At 37.3% G+C, this 24,297-nt stretch carries 33 protein-coding genes; 30 read left to right on the top strand and 3 right to left on the bottom strand.

Features of this window, described 5'->3' with window-relative positions; translation table 11 throughout:
- Positions 1-38: 38 nt before the first annotated feature.
- Positions 39-1,970 (top strand): hypothetical protein, encoded by a 1,932-nt coding sequence (locus tag P8596_RS15600; RefSeq protein WP_279724305.1) that lies wholly within the window; start codon positions 39-41, stop codon positions 1,968-1,970.
- 128 nt (positions 1,971-2,098) lie between these two features.
- Here P8596_RS15600 and P8596_RS15595 read toward each other — a convergent pair whose 3' ends face one another.
- Complete coding sequence (locus tag P8596_RS15595) at positions 2,099-2,476, bottom strand: helix-turn-helix domain-containing protein (protein WP_279724304.1); 378 nt, start codon at positions 2,474-2,476, stop codon at positions 2,099-2,101.
- A 173-nt stretch (positions 2,477-2,649) separates the two neighbouring features.
- Between P8596_RS15595 and P8596_RS15590 the strand changes: the two genes are divergently transcribed.
- From P8596_RS15590 to P8596_RS15545, 10 genes are all read left to right on the top strand, one after another.
- A complete protein-coding gene (locus tag P8596_RS15590; protein WP_279727014.1) occupies positions 2,650-2,880 on the top strand; it encodes a helix-turn-helix transcriptional regulator in 231 nt (76 codons plus the stop codon).
- A 176-nt stretch (positions 2,881-3,056) separates the two neighbouring features.
- Entirely contained in the window at positions 3,057-3,575 is a 519-nt protein-coding gene (locus P8596_RS15585) for a helix-turn-helix transcriptional regulator (protein ID WP_279724303.1), read from the top strand.
- Complete coding sequence (locus tag P8596_RS15580; RefSeq protein ID WP_279724302.1) at positions 3,572-3,820, top strand: hypothetical protein; 249 nt, start codon at positions 3,572-3,574, stop codon at positions 3,818-3,820. Before P8596_RS15585 ends, P8596_RS15580 begins: the two co-directional genes overlap by 4 nt.
- Before the next feature lie 218 nt (positions 3,821-4,038).
- Entirely contained in the window at positions 4,039-4,254 is a 216-nt protein-coding gene (locus P8596_RS15575; RefSeq protein WP_279724301.1) for a YqaI family protein, read from the top strand.
- 110 nt (positions 4,255-4,364) lie between these two features.
- Positions 4,365-5,306, top strand: coding sequence for a YqaJ viral recombinase family nuclease (locus tag P8596_RS15570; protein ID WP_279724300.1), 942 nt, complete (start codon positions 4,365-4,367; stop codon positions 5,304-5,306).
- On the top strand, positions 5,306-6,151 hold the full coding sequence (locus P8596_RS15565) for a recombinase RecT (RefSeq protein WP_279724299.1): 846 nt from the start codon (positions 5,306-5,308) through the stop codon (positions 6,149-6,151). The genes P8596_RS15570 and P8596_RS15565 overlap by 1 nt, the downstream gene beginning before the upstream one ends.
- 168 nt (positions 6,152-6,319) lie before the next feature.
- Positions 6,320-6,583: an AbrB/MazE/SpoVT family DNA-binding domain-containing protein gene (locus P8596_RS23910; protein WP_279724298.1), complete on the top strand. Its 264-nt coding sequence runs from the start codon at positions 6,320-6,322 to the stop codon at positions 6,581-6,583.
- 10 nt (positions 6,584-6,593) lie between these two features.
- Entirely contained in the window at positions 6,594-7,448 is an 855-nt protein-coding gene (locus P8596_RS15555) for a DnaD domain-containing protein (RefSeq protein ID WP_279724297.1), read from the top strand.
- Between the two features lie 4 nt (positions 7,449-7,452).
- Positions 7,453-7,656: a hypothetical protein gene (locus P8596_RS15550; RefSeq protein ID WP_279724296.1), complete on the top strand. Its 204-nt coding sequence runs from the start codon at positions 7,453-7,455 to the stop codon at positions 7,654-7,656.
- 9 nt (positions 7,657-7,665) lie between these two features.
- Complete coding sequence (locus P8596_RS15545; RefSeq protein WP_279727013.1) at positions 7,666-8,082, top strand: RusA family crossover junction endodeoxyribonuclease; 417 nt, start codon at positions 7,666-7,668, stop codon at positions 8,080-8,082.
- Between the two features lie 73 nt (positions 8,083-8,155).
- Here P8596_RS15545 and P8596_RS15540 read toward each other — a convergent pair whose 3' ends face one another.
- Positions 8,156-8,308 (bottom strand): hypothetical protein, encoded by a 153-nt coding sequence (locus tag P8596_RS15540; protein ID WP_279724295.1) that lies wholly within the window; start codon positions 8,306-8,308, stop codon positions 8,156-8,158.
- A gap of 106 nt (positions 8,309-8,414) precedes the next feature.
- A complete protein-coding gene (locus P8596_RS15535) occupies positions 8,415-8,561 on the bottom strand; it encodes a hypothetical protein (protein WP_279724294.1) in 147 nt (48 codons plus the stop codon).
- 452 nt (positions 8,562-9,013) lie between these two features.
- On the opposite strand from P8596_RS15535, the gene P8596_RS15530 reads away from it, so the two are divergent.
- From P8596_RS15530 to P8596_RS15440, 19 genes are all read left to right on the top strand, one after another.
- Positions 9,014-9,214, top strand: a complete 201-nt coding sequence (locus tag P8596_RS15530; protein ID WP_279724293.1) for an XtrA/YqaO family protein — start codon at positions 9,014-9,016, stop codon at positions 9,212-9,214.
- Entirely contained in the window at positions 9,211-9,876 is a 666-nt protein-coding gene (locus tag P8596_RS15525; protein WP_279724292.1) for a hypothetical protein, read from the top strand. The genes P8596_RS15530 and P8596_RS15525 overlap by 4 nt, the downstream gene beginning before the upstream one ends.
- A gap of 107 nt (positions 9,877-9,983) precedes the next feature.
- A complete protein-coding gene (locus P8596_RS15520; RefSeq protein WP_279724291.1) occupies positions 9,984-10,430 on the top strand; it encodes an ArpU family phage packaging/lysis transcriptional regulator in 447 nt (148 codons plus the stop codon).
- Positions 10,431-10,528: 98 nt separating this feature from the next.
- Complete coding sequence (locus P8596_RS15515; protein ID WP_279724290.1) at positions 10,529-11,869, top strand: AAA family ATPase; 1,341 nt, start codon at positions 10,529-10,531, stop codon at positions 11,867-11,869.
- Positions 11,869-12,765 (top strand): DUF4435 domain-containing protein, encoded by an 897-nt coding sequence (locus P8596_RS15510; protein ID WP_279724289.1) that lies wholly within the window; start codon positions 11,869-11,871, stop codon positions 12,763-12,765. The genes P8596_RS15515 and P8596_RS15510 overlap by 1 nt, the downstream gene beginning before the upstream one ends.
- A 231-nt stretch (positions 12,766-12,996) precedes the next feature.
- A complete protein-coding gene (locus P8596_RS15505; RefSeq protein WP_279724288.1) occupies positions 12,997-13,431 on the top strand; it encodes a terminase small subunit in 435 nt (144 codons plus the stop codon).
- Positions 13,421-14,707: a PBSX family phage terminase large subunit gene (locus tag P8596_RS15500; protein ID WP_279724287.1), complete on the top strand. Its 1,287-nt coding sequence runs from the start codon at positions 13,421-13,423 to the stop codon at positions 14,705-14,707. Before P8596_RS15505 ends, P8596_RS15500 begins: the two co-directional genes overlap by 11 nt.
- Before the next feature lie 10 nt (positions 14,708-14,717).
- Positions 14,718-16,163, top strand: a complete 1,446-nt coding sequence (locus P8596_RS15495) for a phage portal protein (RefSeq protein WP_279724286.1) — start codon at positions 14,718-14,720, stop codon at positions 16,161-16,163.
- A 69-nt stretch (positions 16,164-16,232) separates the two neighbouring features.
- Complete coding sequence (locus tag P8596_RS15490; protein WP_279724285.1) at positions 16,233-17,123, top strand: minor capsid protein; 891 nt, start codon at positions 16,233-16,235, stop codon at positions 17,121-17,123.
- A 132-nt stretch (positions 17,124-17,255) separates the two neighbouring features.
- Entirely contained in the window at positions 17,256-17,903 is a 648-nt protein-coding gene (locus tag P8596_RS15485; RefSeq protein ID WP_279724284.1) for a capsid assembly scaffolding protein Gp46 family protein, read from the top strand.
- A 15-nt stretch (positions 17,904-17,918) separates the two neighbouring features.
- Entirely contained in the window at positions 17,919-18,857 is a 939-nt protein-coding gene (locus P8596_RS15480) for a phage major capsid protein (protein WP_279724283.1), read from the top strand.
- A 31-nt stretch (positions 18,858-18,888) separates the two neighbouring features.
- Complete coding sequence (locus P8596_RS15475) at positions 18,889-19,215, top strand: hypothetical protein (RefSeq protein ID WP_279724282.1); 327 nt, start codon at positions 18,889-18,891, stop codon at positions 19,213-19,215.
- A 4-nt stretch (positions 19,216-19,219) separates the two neighbouring features.
- Positions 19,220-19,552 (top strand): phage head-tail connector protein, encoded by a 333-nt coding sequence (locus P8596_RS15470; protein ID WP_279724281.1) that lies wholly within the window; start codon positions 19,220-19,222, stop codon positions 19,550-19,552.
- 301 nt (positions 19,553-19,853) lie between these two features.
- On the top strand, positions 19,854-20,195 hold the full coding sequence (locus tag P8596_RS15465) for an HK97-gp10 family putative phage morphogenesis protein (protein WP_279724280.1): 342 nt from the start codon (positions 19,854-19,856) through the stop codon (positions 20,193-20,195).
- A gap of 8 nt (positions 20,196-20,203) precedes the next feature.
- On the top strand, positions 20,204-20,593 hold the full coding sequence (locus P8596_RS15460; RefSeq protein WP_279724279.1) for a hypothetical protein: 390 nt from the start codon (positions 20,204-20,206) through the stop codon (positions 20,591-20,593).
- Positions 20,594-20,608: 15 nt separating this feature from the next.
- The gene (locus tag P8596_RS15455) at positions 20,609-21,151 is read left to right on the top strand and encodes a phage major tail protein, TP901-1 family (RefSeq protein ID WP_279724278.1); all 543 of its coding nucleotides are present in this window, start codon (positions 20,609-20,611) and stop codon (positions 21,149-21,151) included.
- 59 nt (positions 21,152-21,210) lie between these two features.
- Positions 21,211-21,600, top strand: a complete 390-nt coding sequence (locus tag P8596_RS15450) for a tail assembly chaperone (protein WP_279724277.1) — start codon at positions 21,211-21,213, stop codon at positions 21,598-21,600.
- Between the two features lie 41 nt (positions 21,601-21,641).
- Positions 21,642-21,968: a hypothetical protein gene (locus tag P8596_RS15445; protein ID WP_279724276.1), complete on the top strand. Its 327-nt coding sequence runs from the start codon at positions 21,642-21,644 to the stop codon at positions 21,966-21,968.
- Positions 21,969-21,972: 4 nt separating this feature from the next.
- The gene (locus P8596_RS15440) at positions 21,973-24,294 is read left to right on the top strand and encodes a phage tail protein (protein ID WP_279724275.1); all 2,322 of its coding nucleotides are present in this window, start codon (positions 21,973-21,975) and stop codon (positions 24,292-24,294) included.
- Positions 24,295-24,297: the final 3 nt, after the last annotated feature.

Raw genomic sequence — 24,297 nt, 5'->3', positions numbered from 1 at the left:
AAAAGCTCAGGGAATATACTTTTTAATGGGGTGATAACTTGAAGTGGGAAAGGTATGAGAAGGATCCATTATATAGCCAAGTACTTACTTATTGGTACGATGAATGGAATTCGATTTCTGAAGAAGTTAAAAACGGTATGATTGGTATCAATATTGTGAATATTAGAGTAGTTCTATCAGACCTTATTAATGAGTATGAATTAAATCAATTTGAAAGTGATAATAATAGAAAAGTATATATAAAATTAATTGAAACTCTTATTTCAAAAAAACACATAAATTTTTTTCGAGAAGAATTACTTATTTTGAAAGAAAAGCTAGAGAAAAAAGATAAGAATGCAGTCTATGTTATTTCTAAAGAACTAACTAGTCTGATTTCTAAACAAAAATTTGCACATGTTCTATTTGATGAATTGTTAATGGTTTTAAAAAAGAGGTTATTCCAAAAAGAAGAACGATTAAAAGTAAAAGAATTGACAAGGGAAATAATAGTAGATTTGGTAACGTCAGGGTTGGATGCTGAAGATACAAAAAAAATTCTTGTTGAAGCTTTTTCATCGTATTCTAAACACGATGAAAAAATATATATAAGTTATAAAGGAGTCCCAGGTGAATGTGTTTCAGATGAAGATAAAATAGTATTTATTGACGGTTTGAGTATTCAAGATAGATTAGATTTCTTCAGGGAGAAACTACTTTCTGACGAAATTGAATATATCTTTATCTATCCTATTTGGGGTATGATTACTTTGCCTAAAATAAGTAATGATACTACAATATTTGAGTGTCAGTTGTATCGTCCTGACGTAGTGAAAATGCTTGGAGAGGACACTCATCTTGATGAAACATTTGATACAAGTCATGTTGAAGATCGAAAAAAAGAAGTGGCTCCTAAAGAAAGACATGAGTATAGAAGTAGATGTAATGCAAGGATTATTGTGAAAGCAAATTCATTGAACTCTGCAAAAAAAGTAGCTGAAATGAAATTTTCGAACTTATTGAACTTATTAAATTTCTATTATGCTCATGAATATCATGAGTTTTATTGGGATGGTCAATATATAGGTAAAAAAGTCAAAGAAGAGTATGGCTCTTTTGGTACTTTGTTTCGTTCTAGAGATAATAAACAAGTGCGAAGAAATTTAAGTAGGAGTAATCCCAAAGTTTTAAGCGTAAAAAAGTATGAGGATGTTAAAAAAGTTTCACGAATTATAGAAGAATTAGAAAAGAGAGAAATGTTTTATGAGGCAAATACTATTCTAAGTGTCATTGACCTAATGTCACAGTCACAATGGCAAAATGACGAAAATAAGCTTCTGAATTATTGGATTGCTGTTGAGAGTTTAGCGAACATATCAAAAAAAGACGGAGAGTCAAAGTTTAACTTTGTTAAAGAAACCATTTCGAATATGTATTTTCTTTGGGAACAATTTAGACCTCTTCAAAATCTATTTAGAATCACTGATTTCTATAGTCAGAGCGCCTTTGAAAGGGATGACAAGGTAAATATACCGGAAGAATTTTTACAAAGTGTAGGAATTTACGAATCTCGTTCTGAAGACTCTATAGTCTCACTTGTGAATTTTTATAATAGAATTAAAGAATTAAAAGAATATACTACAAAAGCAAGTTTTCTGGATGAAATTGATAATACAATCATTTTTTATAATGATAATAAAGAAGCTTTAAAACAACTTAAGGAAAAAAGAGATGAAGTGAAATTAACAGTTGATTATATCTATAAGTGTAGAAATCAAATAGTTCATAATGGTTATGTTGATAAAAACCTTGTTCCTTATCTAGTTAACTTTTCAGAAGCATATGCTAATTCATTAATCAATAGAATTTTGGCCGTATACTCAGAAGGGCAATTTAATTTGCAAAATTATTTTGTAAAAGAATTTTATGAGGGGAATTTATTGGAACGAAAGCTTTCAAACACCACCCACTATAAATTTGATTTTCAGTAAAGCTCTGGACCAAGACATCGTCAATGCCTTCTTTAGGAAGAACGAATGTGAAATTAGTAATTAATTTATTGATATTTACTTTCATGAAAAAGCTCAGAGAAATGCTTCTTTGAGCTTTTTGAAATTTTTTACTTTTCATTTCTTTGCTTAGCCTGGAACACCACATATTCAAAATGCTTCTTAATCTCCTCAATATCCTCATGGGAAAGATCCTTCCACTTTTCAATATCAAAGAAACCAAATTGTTCTATGCCGTATTCTTTAACGAGCTTGTTTACTTCTTCAAGGCTATCTTCTTTCGTTTTAACCTTCTCTTCGCGACCCAGTAAATGATCTATAGTAACCTCAAAGTAGTCAGCTATCTTATTTAATGTATCAAAATCAGGTTCACGATTACCTTGCTCATACATTGCATATGTAGTGCGTGCAATTCCTAATATATTTGCAATGTCTTCTTGGCGCAGCTTTTTTGCTTTACGAAGTTCTATTAATTTGTTTTTTAACATAGGAACTCCTCCAACTAATTTATTCGTCCAAATTACGTCTTATATCGTTAATTATAGCGTCACATTTCGTGACAAAAAATATTTTACACAATAAGTGTAATTAAGTGTTGACGATACACGTAATGTGACATATACTTTAATTACACAAAACGTGACATAAAGGAGGTGGTCTTATTACTAGGCAATGGTTAATACAAGAAAGAAAGAAAAAATCAATGACTCAACAAAACGTTGCAGATAGAGCCAAGATAGCTAGATCAACTTATGCAATGATTGAAAGCGGAGAAAGAAACGCAACGGTTCCAAATGCTAAAAAAATCTCTAAAGTACTTAGTTTTGATTGGACAATTTTTTTTGAAGATGAATGTCACGATTCGTGTAATAAATTTAAGGAGGTAATCTAAATGAACCAACCATCAGACGATACAATCAAAAAAATCCTACGCTACTTTTTAAAAACATCCGTCCCAAGAATCATCCAAGAACGCAAACAAAAATCTGAAAAAGCAAGTTAACTTCATTTTATGAACTAAGCCTGAACATTGAAATCCATATATAGGTAAAGGAAGGAGCAACCCTTATGAAAGTCATGGAAGGGGAGGAGCTTGCTAGTGCGAGAAGGCGCAAAGGTATAACACAACAACAACTTTCACTTAAGCTTCCAATTTCAAGAGAAAGCATTGCAAAGTATGAAACGGGGAGGCAGCGCTTCCCTAAAGATTTAAGAGCTCTAACAGCCGAAGCTATCGACGATGAAGAATATTACTTCGTGCGGTGGAATGAATCAGCCGGGGATGTATCAATCCCATATCTAAACGGAGAATTCATTGAACATCATCCAACAGCCATGATGCTCCTGGTCAAAAAAGAATCACTAGAAGCTCTGGATCATCTTGAAAAAGCATGTTGGTATAAACCGATTAGATCTCAAAGTGATACGGAGCGAGAGGATATGAGAAAGGTTGCATTTGAAGTATTGGATGCTGCAGCTAGTATGATCAACCTTGTCGCTCTGATATCCAAAGAATATCAATTCTCTATGATACAGATTTTTAAACAATGGAGACTAACACTAAAGGCACGGAGGTTACAAAAATGACTACCCAAACGTTCAAGAATGAAGATTTACGCCAGGCAGCTCAACATCAAAGAGGTTCTTGGAATTCAATTCAGGCAATTGAGGAAAATATCCAACAAGGGAAATATAAAGATGCAATGCTATCTGCGGTTGATCTACTAAACTCCATTAAAGAGCTTGATAGATTGGCGGAGAAAAAGGTAAAGCAGGATGAATTGCATCATATCACTCAAACATTTGTAAATGTCATGATGAACCGAAGCTAGGAAGGGGTGAAGGGTTTGAAAGTCAAAGCAGGTGAATGGTTAAAGCTTTCTTCATTTGAAAAAACAGCTTTACTTAGAAACAAAACAAAAAAAGCAGCAAGCTAAGGCTGGTACCAAAGCTTACTGCGTCTCACTATTTTATGCGCAATTAGGATTATATAACTTGATTCAATGTGAATGCAAATCTGAAGCACTACAAATTTAAGGAGGTGAAGCAAATGCTTGAACATCCAGATATTACGAGAGTAGAGAAACATGGATATGCGAATATGGTTTCACAGCCAGAACACAACGGAATTGATTTTTTCGGGAATGAGATCTTGGTTGGAGATTCAATCGTAATTGATCCTGAAAATGGCGAAGTCATCTTGGAAGAAAATTTAGAGGATTACTTGATTGAGAAATGTAAGTTTCATTTCTCAATAGCAGAGTAAAGACCTGTGCTGGCACACAGGTCTAGTTGGAAAGAGGGGTTGAATCCTCTTAAATGGAATTAAATTTATTTTACTGCACATTGAAAACGAAATCAAATGGAGGGGAAAAAATGGCATCTGTATTAGCTACTACAACAGATATAGAACGTAAAGAATGGCTGGAATTGAGAAGAAAAGGAATTGGGGGATCGGATGCCTCAATCATCCTTGGACTTAACAAGTATAAAACACCCTTTGAATTATGGCTTGAGAAGACTGGCCAGGTAATTGTAGAAGAATCCTCGAGCGAAGCTGCCTATTTCGGGAATCTATTCGAGGATATGGTCGCAAAAGAATTTGAGGTTCGAATGGGAAAGAAAGTACGGAAACGAAATGCCATTCTGCAACATCCGGATCATTACTTTATTATCGCCAATATCGACCGTAAGGTGGTCGGAGAAGATGCTCTCCTGGAGTGTAAAACAGCCAACCAGTTTCTATTGAAGGAATGGGAGAGTGAAGAGATACCGGAGTCCTACTTGGTACAGGTACAACACTATTTAGGAGTACTGGGCTATCCAAAAGCGTACATCGCGGTACTTATCGGCGGAAACAAATTTATCTGCAAGGAAGTCGAACGTGACGAGGAACTGATCAACATCATCTTCGAAGCGGAAAAACACTTCTGGCAGTACCATGTGATCGAAGGAAACCCACCTGCATTAGATGGATCGAGTGCTGCTGAAAAGTATTTGAAAGATAAATACTCATCTGCAGAAAAAGGAAAGACGGTAGAACTGAAGGGAAGTCACAAAGATCGAATCCTTCAATATTTCGATCTAAAGAAAACAATTAGTGAACTTGAAAAGCAAAAGAAAAATATCCAACATGATCTGCAGCACGAACTCAAAGAGGCTGAATTAGGGTTCTGCTCCAATTTCGAAGTAGCCTGGAAGTCGATAGAATCAAATAGAGTAGATTCAAAGCTATTAAAAGAGAAATTTCCGAATATATATAAAGAAGTAACCAAAAAGAGTGCTTATAGACGATTTGATATCAAGGAGGCTAAATAATGGCCACCAACCAATCTCTTAAAACACAACTAGCGAACAAGAATGGACAAGCGCCTTCTACACAAGGCTCCACAATGAAAGGGTTACTAGCTAGCCCTAGTGTGATTAAACGCTTTGAAGAGGTATTGGGTAAAAGAGCAACACAGTTTACCGCCTCTATCCTTAGCCTTTATAACAATGAAAAGATGTTACAAAAAGCTGAGCCAATGTCAGTTATCTCTTCAGCGATGATTGCAGCCACTTTAGATCTTCCAGTAGATAAGAATTTAGGATATGCCTGGATCGTTCCGTATGGGGGCAAAGCGCAGTTTCAACTTGGTTATAAAGGTTATATACAATTAGCTCTTAGAACCGGACAGTATCGGTATATAAACGTCACACCGATTCATGAAGGGGAGTTGATTAAATGGAATCCCCTAACAGAGGAAATCGACATCGATTTTGAGCAAAGAGAATCAGAAGCCGTCATTGGATATGCAGCTTATTTTGAACTCCTTAATGGATTTAGAAAAACCGTCTACTGGACCCGTGAACAAGTCGAGAAGCATCGAAAGAAATTCAGTAAATCAGATTTTGGTTGGAAGAATGACTGGGATGCCATGGCCATGAAAACGGTGCTGAAGAATCTCTTATCTAAGTGGGGCATCCTCTCAGTCGAAATGCAAAAGGCTGTTATTGAAGATAACGAAGATCGTGAACTAAAAGATGTTACTCCTGAAGAGGATGATAACACGATTGAATATGAGGTACAGGAAGAGCAAACGAAAGAACCCGTAAAAGAATCTAAAGAGAAAAATGGCAAGAAAGATTCAGCACAAGACACGATGGACATGAATTTTGATTAACCAAGAAGTTCCTTACAAAGTCCTTCTTCCAAAATGGATTTGGGAGAAGGCACAAAGTAAGGAAGAGTTGAAACGACTTGTATTGGACTATATGAAGCGATATCCCCACTATCACGTAAAAGGTATTCAAGAGGGGAAAGCGATATGTGAAAGGAAGGAATAGGAATTATGAAAGCAACTGGAATCGTGAGAAAGATTGATGAATTAGGTAGAGTGGTTATTCCAAAGGAGATTAGGAGAACACAGGGGTTGAATAGTGGAACACCATTAGAAATGTTTTTAGATTATGGGGGTATTGTCTTCAGACCTTATCAATCTGATGTAACCAAGAACAATACGCTTACATGGCTTGAGAATGCATTGTCAGACGCAACGAACCAAGAAGATAGGGAATCTATTTCAGCAGCAATTTCATACGTAAGACAAGCATAGAGGTGATTGTTTGAATTATTTAAAGGAACTCAAAGCTTTTAAGGATTGGTTGCTACTGAACGATCTTAATACCAGCGCAATTGCGTTATGGCACACATTGATGGCTATAAACAATATGGCTGGCTGGAAAGAACGATTCAATGCTCCCAACTCCACAGTAGAGAAATTGACTGGCCTTTCAAAGCAAGGGCTGGTCAATGCTCGAATAAAGCTTATCGAAAATGAACTGATTGAGTACGAAAAAGGTAAGAAAGGGAAGGCTCCCATCTATAAGGTAAAGTCATTGGTCAACTCAGTTGACCAATCGCTATACCAATCCGATACCCAATCCGTATACCAATATGGATACCAATCCGATGACCAACAGTTGACCATACCTAAACTTAAACAAAACAAAACGAAACTAAAAGAAGATGTAGTAGATGATGCACCTGCATCGCTCAATCCGTTTCAGTTTTACGAGCAAGAGGGATTCGGGATCCTGGGAGGTTATATACCCCAAAAGATTGTGTCTTGGTGTGATGATCTCTGTGAGGAGTTAGTACTTGAAGCTATGAAGATTGCTGTTGAACAAGGGACGAAGAAATGGGGCTACGTCGAGGCCATACTTAAAAACTGGGCTCAGAAGGGGATTAAAACCCTGGATCAGTCTCGAGCTGAACAACAGCAATTTAAAGAGCAGAGGACCAAGCGAACACCTTCGAGGAATGGTAAGGTCCGGCCAATTCGTACTGAGAGATTGCCAGATTGGTTTGATGAGAATAAGGCTTCCTCACAGAATCAACAAAGTGACTCTAGTGACTATGATTTTGAGAAAGAAAAGGCAAAGCTTGAAGCAGAGCTTTTAGCATTTAAAAGGGGGTAATGAAATGGGTGTATTATACGATTCAATTAAGATTAGTCAGGAAAAGAAGTCCCAGGGGATGATCAGTGAGCTCCTTACCTTAGGGGTTACTGAAACCAAGAGAGGGACAAGCATTTATGACCTGAATTATTATGATTTAAGGCAAGAATTAGCCATCGCTAAATTTAGAAATAGGAATGTTGAAAGTTCTGAGAATGGGTGGTTTTGAGTGATGAGGATGATTCAGTTTACGGTGTATGGAACTCCCGTAGCCCAGGGGAGGCCAAGGTTTAGTTCTCAAGGAGGACATACCCGGGCATATGATCCTAAGAAATCTAAGGATTTCAAAAAGTATGTAAAGTTGGTGGCTGCAGAACATCGTCCAAGGGAGCTACTGGATGGGCCAATTCAATTGTTTATCAGAGTGTACAAGCCCACCCTAAAGAACTTCAGCAAAAAGAAATTAGCCGCAGCTGAAGCTGGTGAGTTAAGACCTGTGACAAAGCCTGACGTAGACAACTACGTGAAAGGAGTCAAGGATGCTTGTAACCAGATAATCTGGAAGGACGATAGCCAGGTAGTTGAGTTATTAGCAAGCAAGTGGTATAGCGAGACACCTCGAATTGAGATCATGGTGGTGCCAATTGGAGAATAAAAAAAGGGAGAAGCGACTTTAATATCGTTTCTCCCTCAAATGAATTAGAAATTCTAAGATTTCTAAGTACTAATTAATTGATATAAGCATGCATTTGCTTTGAGTCAATCTTTTGTTGTAGTGCATCCTCAACCATTCTTATGAAATCTAGGGAAGTTCCAACTCTCTTTGAATCAACCAAAATATCTTGAAGCGCTTCTTCTGATAAAACAATTAATGAGTTCAAAAAAATCACCCTTCCTACGGCTGTCGAAATAACTACTTAGGATTATTTTACTGTCATTTACAGAATAATGGAATAGGAATGGATGATTTTATTTGTGATAAATGGACTATTTTACTTTTTGGATATCAGATTTATGTACAAGTTCTATATTGGAATATCCCTGACCTATTTCAATGTATTCACTATCGTAAATCCAATGAACCGTATATTCTTCATCCTGGTACAGGACTGTATCTCCTATATTGAATATCATTTTGATACCTCACAATTTTATTTGTGGGTATATAATACCACTACTCTGTGAGGGAGCTTAGATTAAAAATGGCAGAATATCTTGGCGAATCGGTATATATCACAGTTAAATAACAGGTTTTGAAGAAAATATTCTTTTAGGCATTTTTACACATTCAATGCATGATTAATCGTTACTGGGATGTATTTTTTCACTAAGGGTTGTAATTTCTTTAATTATTTTTTCTTTATATATAGGACAGTTGCATGACTTAAACTCTTTAAATAATGATCCTAGCATTTTTATACATGTAAGGATTTCGTATTCTTTCAATAGTTATCACCCTCAACCAGTGTAATTGGAAGAGGTATACATAGTAAATTTTTAACAATAGAACATTTATTTAGAATTGCATGAAAAAGCCAGGATTTCTCCCGGCCAGCCAACTTAATTATAACATAGGAGGGATTTTGGTGAGATTAACAGATGTAGAAATTAATCCTAGTACTTTAAAATTAGAAATTGATATAATGGATAAAGAAGGAAGTTTTGCAGTGGTGGTTTGTAATGGGAAGGCAAAATTAACCGCATTACCTATTCACGGTGAAACAAAGATAGTTACACATCAGGGCAAAGTGAAACGGGTTAAGTTTGATGAGGGGGAAGAGTTTTGAAAGATGCAAGGGTTAAAAACATTGGTATAGTACACTTGATTTATTTAGGGATTTTATCTCTATTAGTCATTGTTTTATTGGTTTCTTATATTTTTTCAGGATCTGAATATGCAGGTGAATTACTGAACTTCGGGGCTACACTTAGTTCGATTCTACTGGCAGTAATTGCAATAATTATCACTTTGATTGATGTTGCTGGACAAAGAAGCAATATATATGATGTTAAAAATAGTGTAGAAGAACTTAAAGGCGTTGCTCAGAATTTTAGCAACTTACAAGAAGAATATATAAAAAATAATGAGATAATAAGACAACAAATAAGCGACTTAATAAAAAAACAAAATGAGCTTAATACCTTAACATCAACTTTGAGTACTCTAATTGAAGACTCCCAGAATAATGAAGATAAAGATGAAGTAGTACAAGAACTGAACAAGGGACTAAAAGAAGTAAAAGAGATTTTAAATAAGCAATCAAACAATACTTATACCATTGGGACTGGTGGGAGTTTAATTACTGACAATTTAAAGTATGGTAGATATGATGCAAGCAATATAAGAGTTAGTGACACAATGTTTAATGTGGATAATGATGCGACATTAGTTAAGGGTTCTCTTTCTTCAAAAGTCAAAGACATTTATTCAGGAGTTAATATAAAATAAACCACTTTCTATGTGGGGTTTCTACCAGCAAACTGGAGGACACAAATCAATCACCGAGTTTCCGGTGTATGGATTTGTGTCCATTTTTATTTAGGAGGAGATTAATAATGAATAAACAACTTTTCGTGCTTCCTGAAATCGACAGAAAAAAAACAAAAGCTGCTGTGGAGTCAGCTTTTGAAAAGTATCGCTTTTACTTACTCATGGTCTCTGAAGAGAAGTTACCGAAAGTAACTGCTACTTATTCAATTGTTCCTCCTTCATATTCAAATGAATTTTATTCTTCAACGGAGCAAGCTGCAATTAATGGAATTGAATTAGAAATGTCTAGGGATAGGCATATTGAATGGGTTCTTAGGGGAGTTAACAGACTTAATAATATCGAGCGGGAAATCATTTATAAGCGATATCTAGAGGATGAAGAAGTATACGATTATGAGATATATAATGGGTTGGGAATGAGTGAGAGAAGGTACTATAGATTGAAGGCAAGAATATTTTACAAGCTAGCATTTATATTAAAAATAGAGAGAGATAAAGAAACCTCGATGTAAGGTTTCTTTTTTTTGTTGATTATTGCTATTATCAATGAGAAAATTAATTGGTAATTTTATACTTGAATTTGATATGTAAGATATATGGAGGGATTCTGTTGATAAATAGTTTGAAAATTAAGGGACTTTTTGGTTACAAAGACGTAGATATTGATTTTGATGAAAATATTACATTACTCATTGGTAGAAATGGTTCAGGGAAAACAACGATTTTAAATATACTTAATTCAATTATTTCAGGTGATTTCGATTTTTTAATTCATTATAAATTTGATTTTTTTAAATTAGAATATATAAAAAAGGGCAAAGAAAAATTTATAGAAATTGATTTTGTCGATTTTGAAAGGATTCAAATTAACTGGTCAGGAAAAGTCCTAGAATATGATTTAGAAGATGTTCGTCTATATGCCACCCATAATCAAAGAAATTATTTATCCTCAATAAGTCGAATAAATGAATATGTGGAAGAAAGGTCACCAATCCAAGAGTTATTCACAATGATTTCAAAAGATTTTAACAAAGTCTATCTACCACTTAGTCGTAACATAGGTGGAAAAGAGTCGAAAAAAAAATCTATCTTTGATTCAGTCACATTAAATGAGAATAACATAACAAACTTAGATGAATCTTTAGGTATGGTTGATGATATTGTTAAGCAAAAGCAACTTGATATTATGTTGCAATTTAATCAAATGAATAAGCAAATGCAAAAAGAAATGTTTCAGGCATCTTTTACTTTTGATAATTCCCCTAATATTTTCTTTTCAGATCTAGAAGATCTTAGCAGTACTTTGAAATCAAAGAACGAGTTAATAGAAGCATTTAAAGAAATGGAAATGTTGAATTTAGAATTTGAAGAACAAATTGATAACTTTTATGAAAAGTTAAGCAGTGTTTATCATCAGTATAAAGATTGGCATAATTCTAAAGCGGACTTAAGCCAAGGTGAAAATTCTGATGCAGTTTTTTCATTTATTAAAAATTCATCTCAAATTAATAGAATAATAAAGTGGAAAGAAATAGTTATAAGACGTAATAAAAGAAAAGATGCAATTAACAAGCCTATTGAAACTTTTTTTTATACACTGAATAGTTATTTAAAGGATAGTGGAAAAACTATTGAATTTAATAATAAAGACAAAAAGCTTCATTTTTATACAGAAACTTCAAAAGGGATAACAACTAATCATTTATCATCTGGCGAAAAACATATTTTAATATTTTTTGCATATTTAATTTTAGGCATGAAAGAGAAGGAAAGAGGAATTTTTATTGTCGATGAACCAGAATTATCTTTACATCTAAAGTGGCAAGAAAAATTCAGCAGTGACTTACTAAAAGTGGCACCTAAACTCCAAATAATTTTTGCTACCCATTCTCCAGAAATAGTTGGAAAACACAGAAATAATATTAGGATTATAGGGGGCGACCATGCGTAATGGATAATAACTATGAAAGCCTCCAGAGGTCTACAGAAAGTATTTTTAATAAATCAATCTTATTAAGCGTTTATGAGGATTTAATAATATTTGTAGAAGATACTGATCTTGGAAATGTTTTTGAATTATTATTTAATCGAATACTAGATAGCAATATTAAATTTGAAAACATTAAACTTGCTGGTGGTAAACGTCAAGTGAAGGACATGTATGAATTATATATAGAAGACCCTGTCGTTCCTAGCTTCTTTTTGGTTGATTTAGATTATGACGATTTATTAGAAAAAGAAAAAACTGAAGCTGAAAATTTTTTATACTTAGAAAGGTATTCTATAGAAAATTACTTGCTATCAGAAGGTATAGGTATAGAGCTGCTGAATGCTAGATTAAAAATTGGTAAGCAAAACTGTGCAAGCAGAATTGAATATCTTTCATGGTTAAGTAATATTCAACAACAGTTAAAATTTTTAAATAGTATATTTATAAGCATTCAGAAGCTTGGGCTTGACATAACGAACACAAGCAGAAATGCTGAAGTCTTTCTAATGGATAATTCAGCAGTAGTAGATCATGATAAAATTAATTCCTATTATGAAAAAGTACAAAAAATTGCTCATGAAGAGGGGAAGTATCAAGATCTTAATGATTTAATAGATAAATACTTGAATGAACAAGATCGCTTGTACAGAGATACATGGCATATAATTCCTGGGAAAATACTTTTTAAAGCCTATTATAAATATATACAGGAGTTGTTGCCAAAGAAAAAGAAACAACTATATTATGATGATGACTTTTATTATACAGCTGCAAATCATTGTGAAATAGGACCATTAGAGTTTATTCGACAAAAGATAAATAAATACCTTGAAAATTTTCATGAACAAGTTTCTTAGCTAAGGCAGAAACTTGGCAGTAATATGGCAAAGCATTTCTTTTTAGAGGTGCTAACATGGTACTAACGAATTATGGAACCAATTGCGACAGCAAAGAGTGTATTGAAAAGTATGACTTCTGTAAATGTACAGTAACAGAAAAATAGCAATATTACTTAAAGCATCCTTAAGGGTGCTTTTTCTTATGTTTCAAAACAAACATAAATAACTGGAGGTGGAAGGTGATATGCAATGAAACTAACAGAGAAACAGAGAAGATTTGCAGATGAGTATGTCCGAACAGGGAACATCTCAGCATCATATAAAATTGCATATCCGAGTGTGAAAAAAGATTCTGCTGCCAGAGCATCTGGAAGTAGGCTGCTAACAAAGGCTAACGTGAGATCTTATATTGATGAGCGTCTTGAAGAATTGAAAAAGAAATCAATTGCTGAACAAGATGAGATACTTCAATTTCTCACTGGAGTAATGAGGGGAGAACATACGGAACAAATCCCGATAGGCATTGGTGAAGGTGTTCAACAGCTAGAAGACAAGGACCCTTTTTTGAAAGATCGAGTTAAAGCAGCAGAGCTTTTAGGGAAACGATATGTCATGTGGACCGATAAGCAGCAGGTCGAAACCATTACTCCTGTCTTTGTAGAGGATGTGCCTGATGAAGACTAAGCAACATAAAATCTCCATCAAAAAGAAGATAGGTGGAGGTTACAACCGGTTTTGGAACAATAAGCAGTTCTACCGGGTAGTAAAAGGTTCGCGTGGTAGTAAGAAATCAAAGAACACTGCAATAAATTTCATTCATAGAATCATGAAATACTCCTGGGCGAATCTCTTAGTTGTCAGGCGATATTCCAACACCAACAAACAATCTACTTATACTGATTTAAAATGGGCAGCCACGCAATTAGGGGTTGCCCATTTATTTAAGTTCAATGAATCGATGCCGGAGATAACGTACATGCCTACTGGCCAGAAGATTTTGTTCAGAGGTCTTGATGATGAATTGAAGATTACATCGATAACCGTTGATGTTGGGATATTGAGCTGGGCATGGTTTGAGGAAGCTTATCAAATTGAAACTGAAGCTAAATTTCGAACTGTGGTTGAATCAATCCGGGGAAAATATGATGATCCGAACTTCTTTAAACAGATAACAGTTACTTTTAATCCCTGGTCTGAACGACACTGGCTTAAGAAGGTATTCTTTGATGAAGAGACCCGGGAGAAAGATACGTTTGCCATTACGACGACATTCCGGGTTAATGAATGGCTAGATGAAGTAGACCGAGCTAGGTATGAGGACTTATATAGAACTAATCCTCGCCGTGCCAGAATTGTTTGTGATGGAGATTGGGGAGTGGCAGAAGGTCTAGTCTTCGATAACTTCCATGTGCTTGATTTCGATATTCAACAAAAAATCAAAGAGATTCAAGAAACGGCTCACGGAATGGACTTTGGTTTTACCAATGATCCAACGACTTTGCCAAGCTCTGTTGTGGATCTTAAGAAGAAAGAGCTTTGGATCTACGATGAACATTATGAGAAAGCGATGTTAACCGAAGAAATATACAAGATGATTGTGAGTAAAGGACTTCTTAAATCAGTCATCACAGCTGACTCTGCTGAGAGGCGTTTGATTCAAGAATTAATCAATAAAGGTGTTCGAAGGATGAGAGCTTCAGTTAAAGGGAAAGGCAGCGTGAATCAGGGGATACTATTCATTCAAGGATTCAAGGTGTACATCCACCCTACATGTGAACATTCAATTGAAGAGTTTAATACTTATACCTTTGATCAAGATAAGGACGGTAAGTGGCTAAATACACCCGTTGATACAAATAACCATATTATTGATGCTCTTAGATATAGCCTGGAACAATACCATTTGGGAGTGGCCAAGAAAGACGATACTTATAATGCCTTAAAAGGGTTAGGTTTATAGGAGGTGGAACATGAATCACGTTAACGATTTTGAGCTTGGAATAGGTACGAGTGGGAATGCCGGGAAGAAGAGGCGGTTTAGTAAAGAATCAAACATTCAGTATACGTTTGATTCTGCAGAAGAGCTGGTGCAAGACACAAATGAACTGTCTGCAATATTAAAACATCATATTGAACACCAACGTCCAAGGCTCACTGTCTTGGACGATTATTATCTTGGGGAGAATACTACAATCTCAGCAGCCAATAGGCGGAAAGAAGATGACAAGGCCGATCACCGGGCTAAGCACAATTATGCGAAGTACGTATCTAACTTCATGCAAGGCTTCTTTGTAGGAGTTCCTGTATCAGTCCGTCATAAGGATAAGTCCACTCAGGAAAAAATAAATGAAATCAACGAAACAATAGAAGATGCTGCACTTAATGCAGATATTATTCTTGATTTATCGATATATGGTCGAGCATACGAACTAATACATCGGAATCAGCTGGATCAAACCAAAGTATATTTGTCTTCACCGTTAGAAACCTTCTTAATCTATGACACTACGATTGAGAAGAACGTTATTGCTGGGGTCAGGTACTTCTTTGTTGGTTATGGTGGCCAACGGAAAATTAAAGTCATCTTCTATACAGACAAGAAGATCCACACGTATTTCACATCGAACATGGGTGACTACAACCTGACGCTTGATAGTGAAGTTAATCATCCATTCGCGGAAGTCCCGATTAATGAGCACAGCAACAATCGTTTCCGCCAGGGGGATTTTGAGAATGTTCTGGACTTGATTGATTTATATGATGCAGCTCAATCTGATACAGCAAACTATATGACCGATCTAAATGACGCCATGCTAAAAATTTTAGGGAATGTAGATTTAAATCCTACTGAAGCGAAGAAGATGAAGGAAGCGAATATCATCTTCCTAAAGCCAACACAAAACGCTGACGGTGCTGAAGGACGTGTAGAAGCTGACTATATCTATAAACAGTATGATGTATCAGGGAGTGAGGCATATAAAGGCAGGCTACAAACCGACATTCATAAATTCACAAATACACCAGACCTGAACGACGAAAACTTTGCCGGCCAACAAACCGGTGAAGCGATGAAGTACAAGTTATTTGGCCTGGAACAAATACGAATCAACAAAGAACGGTTATTCAAAAGATCCCTCAACCGCCGTTACAAGCTGATAAACAATGTCATGCACCTGGCGAGTGAAGCCGGGATAGGGGAGTTTGAGGGGTTAACCTATAAGTTTACTCCGAACCTTCCTAAGAGCACTAAAGAGGCAGTAGACATGTTCAATGCACTTGGAGGAGAGCTGTCCCAGGAAACGAAACTGAAGATCATTCCAATGATTGTAGAAAATCCAGAAGAGGAAGAAAAGAGGATTACAGGTGAAATGGCCAAACAAAGACAATCGATGTCCTCCGAGTATATGAGGAATTGAGGTGTGTAAATGCCTGAAAAAGAAAGCTACTGGGAGAAACGTGAAAGAGAAAATATCAAGCGTGAGCAAATGAAAGATGAAGATGTATCAAGAAAATTAAAAGAGATCATTGATCATGCTTTACGAGAGATAGAAAAAGAAATCAATGCTTTTTATTCCAGGTATGCAGAAAAGAATACGATAACTTTAGCAGAATCTAAGAAGAGAGTTTCGGAATTCGATGTTCAATCATTTGAAAGAACAGCTGCAAGATATGTGAGGGAGAAGGATTTCTCTCCGAAAGCAAATAAGGAGCTCTTCACCTACAATACAAAGATGAGGATAAACCGGCAGGAGCTTCTCATGATGTATTTAAATGCTCATCTGGTATCGATGACGAATGAGCAGGAAAAAACCTTTCAAGGTCATCTTGAGCAGGCTGGAATATCTGAAGTACTGCGGCAAGCTGGTATCTTAGGAGTCAACATGGCAATCACCACACCAACTCTTAAATCAATGGTAGGAGCTTCGTTTTATGGGGCTAAATGGTCTTCAAGAATATGGGGAGATATGAAGGCACTCAGAGAAGAGTTGGCCAGTATCATCAACAGTGCGATTGTCCGTGGTGTTCATCCAAATAGGTACATCAGAAAAATTCGAGAACGGTTTGAAGTCAGTTCCTTTGAAGCAAAAAGGTTATTAATCACTGAAACTGCCAGGGTTCAGGTGGAAGCACAAAAGTTATCCTATCAGGCTGTATCTAATGATGATGAAGCTGAATATGAGTATGTTGCTGTAATGGATGGGAAGACCACAAAGAAATGTAAACTCTTGAATAAGAAAAAATTCAAGGTGAAGGAAATGAAGCCAGGCATAAATGCTCCTCCCATGCATCCGTTTTGCCGGAGTTCAACGGCTCTTATTTTGGGAGACTGGAGAGAGGAATTTTTCACAAGTTTGAAAGAGAAATATACCTTATAAGATTTGTGTTAGCGCGTCTTTGAGCACCAGACGTTATAAACAGGCTTATTTGTTTTGACTAAAAACGTGTGAGGACGTTAACGGTGGGCAGCTGCGTGTTGTTACGTGTTCATGGGTTAGGAGGAAAAGAAAGTGACAGGACCAATTAATGTGTTTAATCCAGCAGCCTTTAAGAAACAGTCTGAACCTTTGAAACTAAACTTGCAGTACTTTGCCGAGCCGAATGAACCGCCAGTGGATCCGCCGAATCCAGATGATCCACCAAACGATCCACCGGCAAAGATTGAGCTTTCTGCAGAGGAACTTCAAAAGAAGATTGAGGCTGAATCAGATCGTAAGCTTGCAAAGGCTCTTGATAAAAAACAGAAGGAATGGGAAATACAACTTGATCAAAAACTTGCTGATGCAAAAAAGGATGCAGAACAATATGCGAAGTTGTCTCAGAAGGAAAAAGAAGATGCTGATTATAAAAAGCGACTCGAGGCACTCGATAAGCGAGAGCGTGAATTAAATACAAAGCAGCTACGTTCTGAAGTTGAAACAGATTTAAAAGATGAGGGACTGCCGGCTGCGTTTGCTGAATCTCTTATCAAGCTTGAGGACAACGAGAAAATCAAAGAAGCAGTAACCAGTATTAAAAAGGAATTTGATGCTGCGGTTAATAATGCTGTGAAGGAAAAGCTTCGTCAGGATCCTCCTGAAACAGGTGGTTCAAAAATAAACAATAGCAGCAATACTTCAAAAGCAGAAATGGCCAGGAAGAATAGAATCATTAAATAAGAGGAGAGAAATCATATGGGACCAAATCTATTAAAACTTAATCTACAGTACTTTGCACAAACATTTAGCCCAGATAACGTGATGGTTCACGAAGCAAAAGATGGGACGATTCCGGATAAGTACAACACAATGATCTTGAATGATGTAATGGAAAACTCCAAAATCATGCAGCTTGGTGTTTATGAGGAAATGACGGATAAAGAAAAGACATTCGAATACTTTGCTGAAGGACCAGGTGCTTACTGGGTAGGTGAGACTGAGAAGATTCAAACTTCAAAACCAACCTTGCTGCAAGTGAAAATGACGGCTAAGAAGCTGGGTGTCATTCTACCGGTTTCCCGTGAGTATCTGCAATACAGGGTTTCGAATTTCTTTGAAATCATGCGTCCAAAGATTGCAGAAGCATTCTATAAAAAGTTTGATGAAGCAGGGATTCTGAATGTGGCTAATCCATTCGCTCAATCGATTGAACAATCAGTAACAACTGCAGAAAATATCGTTTATGACGGTATCACCTACGACAATATTCTAGCTGTAGAAGACGAGCTATTTGAAAATGATGTAGAGCCAAACGCATGGATTTCAAAAGTGCAAAACCATACAGCCTTACGCAATGCCCAAAAAGCTGAAAATGGAACATTGCAATCATTGTACGACCGTTCAAACAACACGATTGACGGGCTGCCAGCAGTAGATTTGAAATCTGCTAATCTTTCAAAAGGTACTCTTTACGCAGGTGATTTTGATCAATTGCGTTATGGAATTCCTTTTAACATTGATTACGCAATTTCAGAGGAAGCTCAACTGTCGACCATTACCAATGCAGACGGGTCACCAATCAACTTGTTTGAACAAGAGATGGTTGCTCTACGTGCCACAATGGATGTCGGTTTAATGATAATTAAAGATGAAGCTTTTGCTAAATTAGTCCCGGGACCTGCCCCAGCAGCTTAATAACCATTTATCAAAGAGAGGATGATTAGGAATGCCTTACAAAGTTATTAGAGCTTTCAGAGATATAGAAAATGAGCACCGTGTTTATCGTAAGGGAGACACCTTCCCTGCTAAGGGTAAAGTGAGCAAGGAACGGATCTCGGAATTATTAAGCACAGAAAATAAAGTAGGGAAGCCATTGATTGAGCAATTGGGAGCGGAGTCAGAAGAAGCTGACCAGGAACCTGAAGAATCAAAACAATCTTCTGAAGAAAGTGAGTTTCCCAAACATACAGGCGGCCCGTGGTATGTGTTGTCTAACGGTGAAAAGATTCAGGGTAAAGAAGAAGCTATTGCTGCAGAATCAGAATTGAAGTGATTGTATGGCTATCAGAGATAACGTAAAAGTTGTTGTTGGTGTTCAAGACAGCTTGCAGGATAGTGTAATCGAGCGCCTTATCGCTAATGTTGAATCCCGGTTGAAGGTATGGCTAAAACAAAATGCAGGTCTGACAGCGATCCCTGAAGAGTTAATGTTCATTGTTGAGGAGCTGGTGGTGAATCGGTATAACAAAATTGGTAGTGAAGGGATGAAATCAGAATCGATTGAAGGAAGGGCTGTTTCCTTTACGGAAGACGACTTTAAACCCTATCAGGCCATCTTAGAAACGTACATCCCTAAAACAGAGTCTGGGGGAAAGGTGATGTTCTTTTGATGAGATACTCCAATCGAGTAACACTTCATAGAGTTTTAGACAGGGCTTATGATTCCTCTATCGGAAAGACAGTTGTTAGAGTGGATGAAGGTGTTACATTACCCTGCAACATGTCTCCAATCAGCATGGAAAGGGTGAAAGCTATATTTGGGTCCTTAGACAAACAGATCACCACAGTTAGGCTACAGAGACCTTACACACGTGAAGTCGATAAAGCCGTCATCAACGAGAAGAAATATAACGTTCTCCGACATGTTCCATACAGGTCTGAGAGCGTTTTATTTTTGGAAGGGGTGAGCGAGTGGACTTAGATGGACTGGACGCCTTGCTTGCGAAACTTGATCGAATGGATGGGGATATTGAAGATGATGTCGAGGAAATCGTGAAGAACAATACCATTGAAATGACTCAGAAAGTAGTTAAGAACGCCGAATTTACTCAAGGTTATCAAACAGGCTACACCAAGAGAAACATTGAAACGAAAATTGTAAGTAATCTCGTCGGAAAGACAATTAGTAAATCAGAACACTCAGGTTACCTTGAATTCGGAACGCGGTTCATGGATGCTCAACCATTCATTTTTCCTGGATTCTACAATCAGAAAAAACAATTCCTCAATGATCTAAATAGACTTGTAAAGTAGGTGAGTAAATGAAGTCACCAAAGATCCAGCTGTTCAATGCAATATTCATAAAATCCCTTGATTTTGGTTATGACACATACGATTATCTTCCAGGCAAAGACGAGGAAGTTCCTTATCCATTTGTGCATGTAGCAGGTTCGGTAGGTTCTGATGTCATCAACAATAAAGAAGTGATCACCGGTAATCTATCGCAAACCATTCATGTATGGGAGATGGCTAATCATCGAGTCCACTTTGCCGAAATGATTTATAATCTCGAAATGGCCTTGCGAAGGCTGACACAACTCGATAATTACTACGTGAGGTTGGTTTCACTTGATTCAAGTGAAATCTTTGATAATACAACGACTGACAATCTGCTGCATGGAGTTATTCAGGCAGAATATAGAATTACCTAATAAGGAGGTAGAGGCATGGGCAACATTGCAAAAGGAGTACACAAAGTGCTCTATTTTCGAAAACTTGGTGAGGCAGCAGAAGGAGCTAAGCTTGTTTTTCAAACGGAGCATTCAAAGTCTTATTCCCGCGATCGTGAATCAACCGTCACGAAAGATGGCAGCGTTTCAGGTTCAGGTGCACTTGAAGATGAGGTAAGCATCTCGGCCCTTCAAGCTGAAACAGATCCAACATTTACAATGCTAAGTGATTCCATTGTGGATGACTATCCAGTAGAAATGTGGGAAGTGGACTTGGCTGACAAAGTAGAAGATGAATTGACCCCAGGTACTTTCACATTTGGTGCAGAATATCGACAAGGTTATATCACTGAATGGGAAACAACGAATCCTGCAGAGGATGATCCAGAGGTAAGTGGAACGTTTGTCACTCAGTTCAAAAGACAGAAAGGGCGTGTCACCCTTCCGGAGGCAGACATCGAAACATTAGGATACGTATTTCATGACGTGCTGGCGGATGATGTGGCTGATGACGGACTGGGTACACCACCAGAAGCATAAAACGAGCGAAGAGGGGGAACCCCTCTTTATTATTTTGACCATTTGAGGAGGAATTGATTTTGCATATCACATTTAACGGAAGAGACATTGAATTATCATTTGGACTTCGCACCTTAACGACAATCGATCGTTCATTAGGATTGGAAGTAGAGAATGTAAGTCTCGGACAAGGTCTTGAAACCATGTTGGTACCCGGTCTTCAGTCCGGAAATATCATTTGTTTATATAAATTGATCCAGGCAGCGACTGCTCACGATAAGAAAAAGCCGAAGACAGAAGAAGACTTTGAATCAATCTTGAATGATATTGCTGAAAACGAAGGGTTGGACGAGTTCGCAGAGCAAGTCATGTATGAATTGGGAAAGCAACCTATGACCCGAAAGCTCGTTCCAGAAGAGTATCAAAAGGGGAAAGTCATGAAGGAAGTGGTGAAGACAATAGAGGATTAACCTACGACGATGTGGTTATCTATTCGTTGCGCAAGTTGGGGATGGAACGGTTAATTGATGTAGAAGAGATGACATTGACCGAGTTTCATTATAAGCGCTATGCCCAGGAATATAAGGAAATCGATGAGGAGTATAGGTTGCATAAATTAGCTTTCCTCATTCGCAATGCAGAAGCAAAAATTAACAAAGGAACAGAAAAGAAACCGAAAGAGGAGTATGCCTTTAAAGAGTTCAAGGATTTCTTTGATTACGAGTCTGTGCTGAAAGCAGTGGACGCTGAATTAGTTTCAGGGAAGTCTATTGAAAAACCATCGAAGGATTTATCTCCTGCCCAGATTGCCCTGCAAAGAAATTTGAGAAAGGGGTGACTAAATGTCCAATTACTCAGTAGAAGCAGAACTGAAAGCCAACATCACGAAATTCAGAAATGCTATTCAAAAAGCCAGGGATATTACAAAGCGATTTAAACAAGAATCTGAATCTGCAGAAGATACAACGTTAAAGGCAGATATTAAACCTTTAAAGCGGAACGTCAAAATTGCAAAGAAATTGATGGAGCGATTCACCAGGGGAAAAGCTGAGAAAGAAGTAGATGCAGATACCGTGAGTTTCTACAAAAAAATCAACAATTTAAGTGCAAAGGCTAAAGCACTCGCTCGAGAAAAAATCATTGTCCGGGTGGAGGCAAGAGTTGATAAGTTCCAAGGGAGAATTGATCGAATAGCAAAAACCATCAGCTCTGTTGGAATAGTAACGGGGAACTTCATTGGAGGAAGTGCATTAGCAGCATTACCTGCTTTAGTTCCGATCATTACAAGTTTAACCGGGGCACTTGGAGGTTTAGTCACTTCTTTTGCCGCGGCAGGCACCGGCGCTGTCTTATTCGGAAGTATCGCGACGTCAGCTTTAAACGATGTGTTTGAAGCAAATAAGACGATTAAGGACTTGCGTGAAGAGCTTGCTAATACGACTGATTTAGAGAAGCGTGCTGAAATCTTAAAAGAGATAGAGCAAGCCCAGGCTAGTTTATCCAAAGAGCAGCAACGAGGATTAAAAGCTGTTCAGACCTTCAGTAAGTTTTGGGGGAAGTTTATAAAGCAGTTTGAGAAGCCGGTGATGGATATTTTCGTCCGGAGTCTAAGTCAGCTTCAATCTTTGTTAGAAAAACTCAAGCCGGCTTTTGACGGAGCGGTCAAGGCGGTCGATTCACTTTCTGAAAGTTTCAGTACATCTATGGAGACTAAAGAGTTCAAAGACTTCATTAAATTTCTGAATGACAATGTTGGTCCATCGATGGAATCGATGGGTAAATCATTCTTTAACGTCCTGCAAGGAATCATGAATTTAATGGTCGCTTTCACTCCCCTTTCTCAGGATATGCAAGGAGGACTGGTTGGTTTAACAGAAAGGTTTGCGGCATGGTCAGCTAAGTTGGTTGAGTCTAAGGGATTCCAAAAATTCATAAATTACGTAAAAGAAAATGGACCCAAGGTAATGGCACTCATAGGGAACCTTACTGTCTTCCTAATACAGCTTGGTGTTGGAATGGCCCCTCTTGGTTCAAAGATTCTTGATTTAGTAAATGGCTTCCTAAGCTGGTCAGCAGAAATGATGAAGGCTTACCCACTAATAGGGCAACTTATTGGTTGGGTTCTTTCGTTGACAGGTGTTCTTATCGCTGTGATCCCAGCTGTAATTCTTTTAAGAACAGCATTTGGTGGCTTTGTTGGAAAGATGATTGGTTGGTTACTCAAATTAAGCACTCGCGCATTAATTTGGGCAGCGCGAATGGCTCTTTCGTGGGTAATAGCAATGGGACCTATTGGATGGGCAATCGCGGCGGTGGTTGGTTTGGTCGTATTAGTCATCGCAAACTGGGATAAGGTGAAGGAATGGACCTCGAAAATTTGGTCTTGGGTATCAAACTTCATTCATGAATCTGCATCTAAAATCCTGGGATACATCAATGAAAAATTCCCTGCGCTGTATAGCGCTATTAAGTCTTATATGCAGATGGCACTTTCTATTATTAAAAATATTTGGGGTTTTATAGAAGGCAGTTTTAAAAACACCATAAAATTTTTGAAGAGCCTTATTACCGGAGATTTCCGGGCAATGAAGGACGCTGTATCTGACCAAATGCAAAATATGTTTAAAACCATTTCAAATATCTGGGGAAGCATTACTGATTTCTTTGATAGCATAGATCTCTATGAATCTGGTAAAGCGATTATCCAAAGTGCTATTGATGGCTTGTCTGCTATGAAAGGCAAGATCCTTGGAGTAGTGGATAACATAGTTGGAGCTGTCCGAGATTTCTGGCCATTCTCTCCTGCTAAAAGGGGCCCGTTGAGTGATATTCACCGAATGGATTTTAAAGGTCCAATCAGAACATCGATTGAAAAAGCTAAGACACCCCTGGTACGTGCGACTGCCAAACTCGCAAGTGGTGTTAGAACAGCCTTTAATCCAGACTTATCAGTAAATACTTCACGTATCAAGTCAAGCTTAAAAGGACTGAAAAGAAGTAGCTCTGCTCAAGTTAGCAGCGCAGTCAGTGCTGAAGTTCAAGTTGCAACAAAACAGCCGGCAATAATCAATCTTCATATAGGCCGCCAAGACTTTCGGGCATTTGTAAGTGATATAACAGAGGAGCAAGAACGGGAGTTGCGTATTGATAGAAGTTTCGGTTAAAGG

It is taken from the genome of Rossellomorea sp. DA94, assembly GCF_029834455.1.
Taxonomy (GTDB): domain Bacteria; phylum Bacillota; class Bacilli; order Bacillales; family Bacillaceae_B; genus Rossellomorea; species Rossellomorea vietnamensis.
This window is presented reverse-complemented; position numbering and strand designations above follow the sequence as displayed.